The 11355-nt window shown below is 73.5% G+C and carries 8 protein-coding genes; 4 read left to right on the forward strand and 4 right to left on the reverse strand.

Going from position 1 to position 11355, the window contains the following annotated elements:
• The first annotated feature begins 41 nt into the window (after positions 1-41).
• On the forward strand, positions 42-575 hold the full coding sequence (locus tag E5082_RS21400) for an NUDIX domain-containing protein (RefSeq protein ID WP_135792835.1): 534 nt from the start codon (positions 42-44) through the stop codon (positions 573-575).
• Here E5082_RS21400 and E5082_RS21405 read toward each other — a convergent pair.
• Positions 569-2887, reverse strand: coding sequence for a glycoside hydrolase family 31 protein (locus E5082_RS21405; protein ID WP_135792836.1), 2319 nt, complete (start codon positions 2885-2887; stop codon positions 569-571). The two genes, E5082_RS21400 and E5082_RS21405, sit on opposite strands and share 7 nt — an antisense overlap.
• 211 nt (positions 2888-3098) lie before the next feature.
• Between E5082_RS21405 and E5082_RS21410 the strand changes: the two genes are divergently transcribed.
• Entirely contained in the window at positions 3099-5066 is a 1968-nt protein-coding gene (locus tag E5082_RS21410) for an acetoacetate--CoA ligase (protein ID WP_135792837.1), read from the forward strand.
• 7 nt (positions 5067-5073) lie between these two features.
• On the opposite strand, the gene E5082_RS21415 is transcribed toward E5082_RS21410, so the two are convergent.
• Positions 5074-6393 (reverse strand): aminotransferase class I/II-fold pyridoxal phosphate-dependent enzyme, encoded by a 1320-nt coding sequence (locus E5082_RS21415; protein ID WP_135792838.1) that lies wholly within the window; start codon positions 6391-6393, stop codon positions 5074-5076.
• 45 nt (positions 6394-6438) lie between these two features.
• Here E5082_RS21415 and E5082_RS21420 point away from each other — a divergent pair, with 45 nt between their 5' ends.
• Positions 6439-7710, forward strand: coding sequence for an MFS transporter (locus E5082_RS21420; RefSeq protein ID WP_279638115.1), 1272 nt, complete (start codon positions 6439-6441; stop codon positions 7708-7710).
• Positions 7711-7738: 28 nt separating this feature from the next.
• Positions 7739-8635, forward strand: coding sequence for a hypothetical protein (locus E5082_RS21425; RefSeq protein WP_135792839.1), 897 nt, complete (start codon positions 7739-7741; stop codon positions 8633-8635).
• An 80-nt stretch (positions 8636-8715) separates the two neighbouring features.
• On the opposite strand, the gene ptsP is transcribed toward E5082_RS21425, so the two are convergent.
• Together ptsP and E5082_RS21435 are read right to left on the reverse strand one after the other, a co-directional pair.
• Positions 8716-10386 carry a phosphoenolpyruvate--protein phosphotransferase gene (gene ptsP, locus E5082_RS21430; RefSeq protein WP_135792840.1) on the reverse strand — a complete coding sequence of 557 codons (1671 nt, stop codon included), beginning with the start codon at positions 10384-10386 and terminating at the stop codon, positions 8716-8718.
• A gap of 88 nt (positions 10387-10474) precedes the next feature.
• On the reverse strand, positions 10475-10924 hold the full coding sequence (locus tag E5082_RS21435; RefSeq protein WP_135792841.1) for a PTS sugar transporter subunit IIA: 450 nt from the start codon (positions 10922-10924) through the stop codon (positions 10475-10477).
• Positions 10925-11355 lie beyond the last annotated feature (431 nt).

An 11355-nucleotide genomic window follows, 5' to 3' on the forward strand; every position in this document is an offset into this window, starting at 1 on the left:
CACCCCGCGACACGCCCGCCGTGATCGGATACAGTCCGCGCGTGTCCGAGATTCAGCAGCCGGCCGCCAACTCCGGTCCCGGTTCCCACTGTTCGAGCTGCGGGGCCCCCTACGGGGACGGCGTCACCGGCTGGCCGCGTGCCTGCCCCGCCTGCGGCACCACCGCCTACCGCAACCCGCTGCCGGTGGCCGTCGTGCTCCAGCCCGTGTACGACACCCACGGCGCCGCCCTGGTCGTCATCACCCGGACCGTCGCCCCGCAGCTCGGCGGGGTCGCGCTGCCCGGCGGTTTCATCGACGACCGGGAGGACTGGAAGCACGCGGCCGTCCGCGAACTGCGCGAGGAGACCGGCATCGAGGCCGACGCCCGCGACCTGCGGCTGGTGGACGCCATGAGCTCGCCGGACGGCCATCTGCTGCTCTTCGGGCTCCTCCCGGAACGCCCCGCGGACGCACTCCCGGCCTCCGCCGCCACCGACGAGACCGAGGGCTGGCACCTGCTGCGCGGCCCCGAGGAACTCGCCTTCCCGCTGCACACCCTGGCCGTCCGCGCCTGGTTCCAGGGCCGCTACTGACCGGTGGCGGCCCCGCCGAGCCCCCGTACCCGCACCGGCCGGGACGGCTCGGCAGGGCCGTCGTCCGCCTCGCGGGTGACGACCACGCGCGTGCCGTCCCAGCGGGTGGCGTACCTCTCGGTCTCCCCCGTGTCCGGCACCACCAGACCGCCCCCGGACCGCCCCGGCGCGGGCGCCCACACCTCCAGCGCCAAGGTGCCGTCCGCCCCGCGCACCGGAACGACGGCACCCGCGCGAGCGAGCACCGGAATCCGCCCCCGCGGAGCCTCCACCAGCACCTGTCCCGGCCCCTCGTACGCCCGCTCCGTCACCGTGTCGTACCAGCGGCCCCGGGGCAGCCGCACCGCCCGCCGCTCGGTACCGGGGTCCAGCACCGGCGCCACCAGCAGGCTGTCACCCAGCAGGAACGCGTCCTCGCAGTCCCGCAGCGCCCGGTCCTCCGGCGCCCCCCACCACAGCGGCCGCACAGCGGGCGCCCCCGTCCACCGGGCCAGGTGCGCCAGCGTCCCGAAGTACGGCAGGAGGCGCCTCCGTTCGAGCAGCGCCACGCGCGCGTGCCCCAGCACCTCCGACCCGAACTCCCACGGCTCGCGCGCCGCACCCGCGCCCGTGCGCGTACGGAACAGCGGCAGATACGCGCCCAGCTGGAACCACCGCAGATACAGCTCCGGCGACGCGTCACCGCCGGGCCCCCCGACATCCGTCCCCGCGTACGGCACCCCGCACAGCCCCAGCCCCAGCACCAGGGACAGCGACGCCCTGAGCGCCGGCCAGCCCGTCCCCACGTCGCACCAGATGCCGCCGTACCGCTGGGTTCCGGCCCAGCCGGACCGGGAGAGCACGAAGGGCCGCTCCCCGGGTGCCAGTTCACGCAGCCCCTCGTACGCGGCCCGCGCCATGCACAGGGCGTCCAGGTTGTGCGCCTCCCGGTGGTCGCCGCCGGCCCCGTCCAGGGCGTGCCGGGCCGAGCGCGGCAGCGGCGGCTCCCCGAACGCGTCCCGCGCGGAGGGCTCGTGGGCGCCGTGCCAGAACCCGGCGAACCCCTGCTCCAGCCGCTCCTCGTAGAGCCCGCCCCACCACGCGCGGACCCACGCGTGCGTGAAGTCCGGGAACACCGACTCACCGGCCCGCCCCTCACCCCGTACCGTCCGCCCGGACGCGTCCCGCACGAAGGCGTCCACGGCCGAGCCGCCGTCGTACACCGAGTCCCCCGGCACCACCGGTACCGCCGTGTCGACGGCCGACACCAGCCGCACCCCGTCCCGGCGCAGCTCCTCGGCGAGCACTGGCAGCTTGGGGAATCGGTCCGGGTCGACGCTGAAGGGGCGTCCGCCGTCGTGATGGCCGGCGTCCAGGTGCAGGGCGTCCAGGGGCAGATCGCGCTCCTGGTAGCCCGCGACGAGCGCCCGTACCTCCTGCTCGCCGGCGAAGTCCCGCGCGTGCTGGTGTCCCAGCGCCCAGGCGGGCGGCAGCGCGGGCGCGCCGGTCAGCGACGCCCAGGCGCCCAGCACGCGCGCGGGGGTGCCCACGATCACCCAGCAGCGCAGCGGACCCCCGGCCATCCGTATCTCGCAGCACCCGGCCCGGTCGTGCCCGGAACCGGCGCCCTCCTCGCCCTCCCGCAGGACCACCGTCCCGTCCCAGGGCGTGTCGTGGAACACCAGATGCGCCGAGGCGTCCGCCACCACGAGCTGCACCGGCATCGCCATGGGCACCGCCCCGTTCCACAGCCGGTACGAGCCGTCGCGCAGCCGGGGCCCCGAGGTCCGCCCGCCCAGCCCGAAGAACCGCGCGTCCGCCGCCACCTCGGCCCGCTGCGTCCAGCGCGCCGCGCCCCCGCCCAGGGGCTCCCACCAGCGCGGCGGCAGCTCCCGGCGCAGCACCAGACCGCCGGGCGTACGGATCTCCACCGCGCCGTGCCGGGACACCGCGACGGTCACCCGCTCGGCCACCACCCGCCAGCCGCCGTCCTTGTCCGGCTCCAGCAGTGCCCGGGGATCGACCTCGGGCGCCCCACCGGCCAGCGCGTACGACGGCTCCGGACCCGCCCCGTCCCAGCCCAGGAACACCGCCCCGCCGACCGCCACCACGATCCGCAGCTCCGAGCGCGCGAACCGGATCACCCCGCCGCCCGGCTCCGGCTCCGCGTCCCGCACCTCACCCGGCACCCGCGCCCGCTCCGCACCCCTCGGCGGCAGCCCCACGGCGTCGCTGCGCCTGCGGTGCCAGGCGGCCCGCACCGCCCGCATCCCCCGCGCGGCGCGTCCCGCGCCGACTCCGCCCCACGAACGCACCAGGTCACGACCGTTCATGCTGCTCACCCTGTCACTGTGCGCGCCACGCGCGTGTGCCGTTCAACTGCCGTTCACCGTGGTGGGACCACATCGTTGACACACGCACCATGTGGGGGCGTGCCCTGGTGCCGAAGTCGATCACATGGCATCGTCCCTGTCAGCCCTGTCCCGCGCACCCCTCAGCCGTGCGCGGACGACGCAACGACGCGTACAGTCCGGGAGCCGCATCATGTCCACCGAGCATCCGCAGCCGCTCTGGCAGCCCACCGACGAGCGGATCGCCCGTGCCCGCATCACCCGGTTCCAGGCATGGGCCGCCGAGCACCACGGCGCCCCCGCCGAGGGCGGCTACCCGGCGCTGCACCAGTGGTCCGTAGCCGAGCCGGAGGACTTCTGGACGGCCGTCACCCAGTGGTTCGACGTCCGCTTCGCCACGCCCTACGCGCGCGTGCTCGGCGACCGCGCCATGCCCGGCGCCGAGTGGTTCCCCGGCGCCACCCTCAACTACGCCGAGCACGCCCTGCGCGCCGCCGGTGACCGCGCCGGCGAACCCGCGCTGCTGTACGTCGACGAGACCCACGAGCCCCGCCCGGTGACCTGGTCCGAACTGCGCCGCCAGGTCGGCGCGCTGGCCGCCCGCCTCCGCGACCTCGGCGTCCGCCCCGGCGACCGGGTCAGCGGCTACCTGCCCAACATCCCCGAGGCCGTCGTCGCCCTGCTCGCCACGGCCGCCGTCGGCGCCGTGTGGACCTCCTGCGCGCCCGACTTCGGCGCCCGCAGCGTCCTGGACCGCTTCCAGCAGGTCGAGCCCGTCGTCCTGTTCACCGTCGACGGCTACCGCTACGGCGGCAAGGAGCACGACCGCCGCGACACCGTCGCCGAACTCCGCCGCGAACTGCCCACCCTGCGCGCGGTCGTGCACATCCCCCTGCTCGGCACCGACGCCCCCGAGGGCGCCCTGGACTGGGCCGGCCTGACGGCCGGCGACACCGAGCCGGTCTTCGAACAGGTCCCCTTCGACCACCCGCTGTGGGTGCTGTACTCCTCCGGTACGACCGGCCTGCCCAAGGCCATCGTCCAGTCCCAGGGCGGCATCCTCGTCGAGCACCTCAAGCAGCTCGGCCTGCACTGCGACCTCGGTCCCGAGGACCGCTTCTTCTGGTACACCTCGACCGGCTGGATGATGTGGAACTTCCTCGTCTCCGGCCTGCTCACGGGTACGACGATCGTCCTGTACGACGGCAGCCCCGGCTACCCCGACACCGGCGCCCAGTGGCGGGTCGCCGAACGCACCGGCACCACCCTCTACGGCACCTCGGCCGCCTATGTCATGGCCTGCCGCAAGGCGGACGTCCACCCGGCCCGCGACTTCGACCTCTCCACCGTCCAGTGCGTCGCCACCACGGGCTCCCCGCTGCCCCCGGACGGCTTCCGCTGGCTGCACGACGAGGTCCGCGACGACCTGTGGATCGCCTCCGTCAGCGGCGGCACCGACGTCTGCTCCTGCTTCGCCGGAGCCGTCCCCACCCTGCCCGTGTACACCGGCGAACTCCAGGCCCCCGGCCTGGGCACCGACCTCCGGTCCTGGGACCCCAGCGGGGAGCCACTAGTGGACGAGGTGGGCGAGCTGGTCGTCACCAACCCCATGCCGTCCATGCCCATCCGCTTCTGGAACGACCCCGACGGCAGCCGGTACCGCGAGAGCTACTTCGACACCTACCCCGGCGTGTGGCGGCACGGCGACTGGATCACCGTCACCTCACGTGGCTCGGTGATCATCCACGGCCGCTCCGACTCCACCCTCAACCGCCAGGGCGTCCGCATGGGCTCCGCCGACATCTACGAGGTGGTCGAGCGCCTCCCCGAGATCAAGGAATCCCTGGTCATCGGCATCGAACAGCCCGACGGCGGCTACTGGATGCCCCTCTTCGTCCACCTCGCCCCCGGCGCCGCCCTGGACGACGCCCTGCGAGACCGCGTCAAGAAGGCCATCCGGGAACAGCTCTCGCCCCGGCACGTCCCGGACGAGATCATCGAGGTCCCCGGCGTCCCGCACACCCTGACCGGCAAGCGCATCGAGGTCCCGGTCAAGCGCCTCCTCCAGGGCACCCCGCTGGAGAAGGCGGTCAACCCCGGCTCCATCGACGACCTGACCCTGCTCGGCTTCTACGAGCAACTCGCCCGCAAGCGCGCCTGACTCCGTTTCAGCCCCCGTAGGTGGCCTCGGACTCGCTCAGCACGGCCGCGAAGTCCGAGGCCAGCCGCACCGCCTCCGGTGGTTCCAGCTCTGCTGTGGTGATCCGCACCCCCGGCGCCGACGCCAGCCGGAACCGCGCCCCGGCCGCGACCCACCAGCCGCGCGACCGCAAGCCGTTCACCACGGCCGACTCGTCCCGCACCGGCACCCAGAGGTTCATCCCGCTCCCCCCGTGCGCGGGGATGCCCCGTTCGCCCAGCGCCTGGGCCAGCGCGGTCCGGCGCAGCGCGTATTCCGCACGCGCGCGTGCCACCAGCGCGCCCGTGACGGGGTCCGTGAGCAGACCGTGCACCGTCTCCTGGAGCAGATGACTGACCCAGCCCGAGGTCAGCAGCAGCCGCCCGTCGTGCCTCGCCAGCGTCACCGGGTCGCACGCGGCCGCCGCCCACCGCAGGTCGGTGCCGAGGAACTTGCTCACCGTCCGGACATGGGCCCAGCGGGGCAGCCCGGTCGTGGCCAGCGAACGCAGGGGCGCACCGGAGATGTCGGACGCGTGGTCGTTCTCCAGCACCAGCACCTCCGGCGCCTCCCGCAGTACCTCGGCCAGTGCGTCCCGGCGCGCCGCTGAGAAAGCCCCGCCGAACGGATTCTGCGCCCGTGGACTGAGCACCACCGCGCGCACCCCGGCCCGCAGCGCGCCCCGCAGCTCCTCCGGGCGCATCCCGTCGCCGTCCACCGCGACCGGCACCGTACGCAGCCCCAACGCCGCGACGAGGTCCAGCAGATGGTGATAACCGGGGTCCTCCATCGCCACGGCGTCCCCCGGCCGCAGCTCGGCCGAGAGCACCCGGCCGACGAAGTCCAGCGCACCGTGCGCGAACGTCACCTGCTCCACCGGCACCCCGTCGGCGCCGATCCACTCCCGCACCGCGCTCTCCAGCCGCGCGAGCCGGGGACTCGAACGGTGCGAGCGGACACCGGGGGAGAGCCGCGAGGGCGGCACCAGCGCCGGCAGCAGCGCCGGATCGGGGTGGCCGCCCGCCAGGTCCCGCAGGCCCTCGGGCACCTTGGGCGGGCGCCGGGACGCCACCGAGGGCGCCTCCGCCACGACCGTCCCGCCCCGGCCGAGGGTCACCACGATCCCGCGCCGCCGCAGGTCCTTGTACGCGGTGGCCACGGTGCCGGGACTCACCCCCAGCTCCTCCGCGAGCCGCCGCACCGGAGGCAGCGCCGCTCCTGGCGCCAACACGCCCTCGGCCACGCCCTGTTCGACGGAACGCGTAATCCCCTTGGCGGTCGTACCGCTGATCTCATATTGTGTTGCCACGTACCTGATTATGTATCAGTACATAAATCGAGGCAAGGGGGAACCGTGGCCGCGAAGCCCGGCGCAGCCAACCACCGAGCACGCATACCGGGAGGCCGCGACGGACGCCGGATGCTCGCCGTCACCCTCCTCGACCGCATCGGCAGCGGCCTGTGGGCCTCCGTCTCGGTCCTGTACTTCACCTACGTCTCCCACCTCTCCGCCGCCCAGGTCGGCACCCTCGCCGCGGTCTCCGGTGCCGTCGGCATCGCGGGCGCACCCCTCGGCGGCCGCCTCGCCGACCGCTTCCGGCTCACCCACGTCCTCATCGCGCTCCAACTCCTGCGCGCCGTCGCCTCCTTCGCCCTCCTCACCACCGACCATCACGGCCTGCTGGTCGCCTACTCCGCGCTCGGCGCCCTCGGTGACCGCGCCGCCAGCATCCTCACCAAGCTGTACGCCACCCGCGTCGCCGGACCCGAGCGCGTCCGCTACCAGGCCGTCAACCGCACCGCCGCCAACGCCGGCTGGGCCCTCGGTGGCCTCGCCGCGGCCGCCGCCCTCACCCTGGGCACCACCACCGCCTACCGCTGGCTCCTCACCGGCGACGCCCTCTCCTTCGTCCTCGTCGCCCTCCTCACCCTCACCTGCGCCGAACCCCCCTCCGCGAGCCGCGTCGCAGCCACCGCCGAGGACACACCCCGCGCCCGCCCCCGCACCCCCTGGCGCGACCGCACCTACCTCGCCTACGTCGGCACCGAGACCGTGCTCTTCCTCGACGACACCTACTTCAAGATCGGCCTGCCGCTCTGGATCGCCCACACCCCGGGCGTCCCGCACGGCCTCGCACCCCTGCTGCTCGTGCTCAACAGCGCGCTGGTCGTCGCCTTCCAGGTACCGCTCGCCCGCTTCGGCGCCACCACCGAGGCATCCCGCCGGCTCCTCGTCCCGCTGTCCGCCCTCTTCGCCCTGGGCGGCCTCACCATGACCCTCTCGGCCACCGGCGACCCGGTCCGCGCGACCTGCCTGCTCACCGCCTCGGCCACCCTCTTCACCCTCGCCGAAATGCTGCACGCCACCGTCTCGTGGGAACTCTCCGTCGCCCTTGCCCCCGACGACGCCCAGGGCAGCTACCTCGGTGTCCACGGCCTCGCCCAGGCCGCACAGCGCTCCCTCGGCCCCCTCGCCGTCACCGCCGCCCTCGCCCTTGGCCCCCTCGGCTGGACCGCCCTCGGCACCACCATCGCTCTGACCTGCGGAATTCAGCATCACATGGTCCGCGACCGGCTCCGCCCGCCCCCGTTGTCAGTGCCCCCGGTTACGGTGAGTGAGCACTGATCGACAGCGCACACACAGGGGGAAAACCATGGCGCGCACCGACCACCAGACCATGCGACGCGTCCTGCGCCGCGAGATCGCGGGCACCGTCGGGCTGCTCACCGACGAACACGACTTCCGCGCCATGCGGCGCTACCGCAGCTTCACCTTCGACGACCACACCACCTACCTGCGCCAGATGGAAGCCGTCCTCAAAACCCGCGCCGCGCAAGGCAGCCACACCGCACTCGCCCTCTTCGACCCCGAGGAGTACGCCGAGTTCTGCACCGCCACCGGCATCGACCCCGAAGCCCCCGCCAGCCGCGGCCGCTTCACCGCCGAACTGGCCGCCCTCGGCCCCACCATCCCCTACGAGGGCGAACCCCTCACCGCACTCCTGCCCGCCCTCGTCGGCGAAGCCGTCCGCCAGGCCACCTGGGAGTACGCCACCACCCTCCTGACCCGCCTCGGCCCCTGCGCCACCTGCGGCGAGGACATCGGCCGCGCCGCCTTCGTCCGCGCCTCCGCCCTGCTCGCCCGCGTCCTGGAGACCGCGCCACCCGGCGCCCAGCACCTGGTGTGCAGCGTCGCCGGACCACCCGAGACCCTGGTCGCCGTGCTCCACGCCGACGCCGACGCACACGGCACCGCCGAACCCGACCAGGCCGAGGCACTCGAATTCACCAGCGTCCTCGCCCTCGGCCTCGCCACCCGCAGCCCGGGCGGCCTCGTCATCCGCGTCAGCGCCCCCGACCGGCCCGACCGCGTCCACGGCTGGCGCCTGCGCGCCGGACACCTCCAGCCGCTCACCGCCTCCGAGGTCTTCGACGCCTACTGCACCGACATCGACACCGGCGACCTCATCGCCCCCGAATCAGGCGTCGACTACCGCGCGGCCCCCGACCTCGCGGACGACGACCAAGAAGGCCGCGGACACCACCACTGAAACGCGCCAGGGGCGCCCCACCCGAAGGACGGGACGCCCCTGACCACCACACGCACACCGCGGCGTGCTCGCGGTACCGGTTACTCGCCCGACAGCACCGTCTGAGCCGCCGCCCGCGCCTCGTCCGCACTGTCCGCCGCACGCGCGGCCGCCGCGGCCCGCTCGCACTGCGCCAGCGTGTGCTTCGCCAGCGTCGCCCGCACGTACGGGATCGACGCCGCACCCATCGACAAGGAGGTGACACCCAGACCCGTCAGCACACACGCCAGCACCGGGTCGGACGCGGCCTCACCGCACACCCCGCAGCTCTTGCCCTCGGCCCGCGCCGCCTCGGCGGACAGCGCGACCAGGTCGAGCAGCGCGGGCTGCCACGGGTCCTGGAGCCGCGACACCGCGCCCACCTGCCGGTCCGCCGCGAAGGTGTACTGCGCCAGGTCGTTCGTGCCCAGCGACAGGAACTCGACCTCCCGCAGGATCGACCGCGCCCGCAGCGCGGCCGACGGGATCTCCACCATCGCGCCGTACTTGGCGTGCAGCCCCGCCTCCCGGCAGGCGTCCGCGAACGCCTTGGCGTCGGCACGGTCCGCCACCATGGGCGCCATGACCTCCAGGTGCACCGGCAGCCCCTCGGCGGCCTTCGCCAGCGCGGTCAGCTGCGTCCGCAGCACCTCCGGGTGGTCCAGCAGCGTCCGCAGCCCCCGCACACCGAGCGCCGGGTTCGGCTCGTCGGCCGGCGTCAGGAACTCCAGCGGTTTGTCCGCACCCGCGTCGAGCACCCGCACCACGACCCGGCCCTCGGGGAACGCCTCCAGCACCTGCCGGTAGGCCGTCACCTGCTTCTCCTCGGACGGCGCGTTCTTGCTGTCGTCCAGGAACAGGAACTCGGTACGGAACAGACCCACACCCTCGGCCCCGGCCTCCAGCGCCGCCGGCACGTCCGCCGGACCGCCGATGTTGGCCAGCAGCGGCACCTTGTGCCCGTCGGCCGTCACACCGGGACCGCTGGACGCGGCCAGCGCGGCCTTGCGCTCGGTGGCGGCCGACTCCAGCCGCGCCGTCGTCTCCTCGGTCGGGTTCACGAAGATGTCGCCCGAGCTGCCGTCGACCGCGATGACCGTGCCCTCCGGCAGCTCACCGGCGCCAGGCAGCGCGACCACGGCCGGCACCCCGAGCGCCCGCGCCAGGATGGCGCTGTGGCTGGTCGGCCCGCCCTCCTCGGTCACGAAGCCCAGCACCAGCGCCGGGTCCAGCAGCGCGGTGTCGGCCGGGGCCAGGTCACGGGCCACCAGTACATAGGGGTGGTCACTGTCCGGCACACCCGGCATCGGCACCCCGAGCAGCCGCGCCACGATGCGGTTGCGCACGTCGTCCAGGTCGGCGACCCGGCCCGCCAGGTACTCACCGGCATTGGCCAGCAGCTCGCGGTAGGCCGCGAATGCGTCGTACACCGCGCGCTCGGCGGTGCTACCCACGGCGATCCGCCGCTCCACGTCGGACATCAGCTCGGGGTCCTGGGCCATCAGGGCCTGGGCCTCCAGCACGGCCTGCGCCTCACCGCCGGCCAGGTTGCCGCGTGCCGTCAGGTCGGCGGCCACGGCGTCCACGGCCTGCCGGGCACGGCCCTGCTCGCGCTCCGCGTCCTGCGTCGGGATCTGCTTGGCAGGCGGCTCCAGCACGGCCGTCCCCATGTGCCTGACCTCGCCGATCGCCACACCGTGGCTCACACCGACGCCTCGCAGCGTTGTCTCCATCTCACCGTCTCCGCTAATGCGGCGGCCCCCGCCGCCGCGTTGGTTGTCGTACATGCCGTAGGACGGCCGAGCCGTCAGGACAAGGAGATCAGGACCAGGAGAAGAGGCTGTCGCCGGTCTTCACGTCACCGGTCTCGCGCAGCTCGGCGAGGGACTCGGCCGTGGCCTCGAGCGCGACGACAGGACAGATGGGGGACTTGCCGGCGATCTCGACCGCGGCCGGGTCCCAGCGCACCATGGCCTGGCCGCGTGCGACGGTGTCCCCCTTGTTCACGAGCAGCTCGAAGCCCTCGCCGTTGAGCTGGACCGTGTCGATGCCGAGGTGGACGAGCACACCGTGCCCGCTCTCGTCGACCACGACGAACGCGTGCGGGTGCAGGGAGACGACGACGCCGTCCACGGGGGACACGACCTCGGAGGGCTCACGCACCGGGTCGATCGCCGTACCGGGGCCCACCATGGCCCCGGAGAAGACCGGATCGGGCACGTTGGCCAGTCCGATGGCGCGTCCGGCGAGGGGGGACGTCACGTGGGTCATGGGGGGCCTCCCGATGAGTGGGGTAGGTGGCGGTTCCCCAGAGAAGTTAGCAGCTAGTGGTCTAGACCACCATCCTCGGGGGTTTGCGTCGTCGCCAGGACTTGTGTACAGTCATCGTCCTGCCTGAGACCGGGCTGCGCGACAGCGCGCTCACCTCGGCAGCACCCAAACTCGTCAGATCCTATCTCGGGATCAGTTCTCGCATGCCTGCGATCGACTGGTCAGGGAGACGGAAAAACCCTGCTAGAGTTTGGACCGCCGGAAAGGAAAAACACGGAAGCGGAAACGCCGAAGTGAAAGCCTCGAAAGCACCGAGGAAATCGGATCGGAAAAAGATCTGATAGAGTCGGAAACACCGAAGGGAAGCCCGGAGGAAAGCCCGAGAGGGTGAGTACAAAGGAAGCGACCGTTCCTTGAGAACTCAACAGCGT

Source organism: Streptomyces griseoluteus, from assembly GCF_004784465.1.
GTDB classification, from domain to species: domain Bacteria; phylum Actinomycetota; class Actinomycetes; order Streptomycetales; family Streptomycetaceae; genus Streptomyces; species Streptomyces griseoluteus.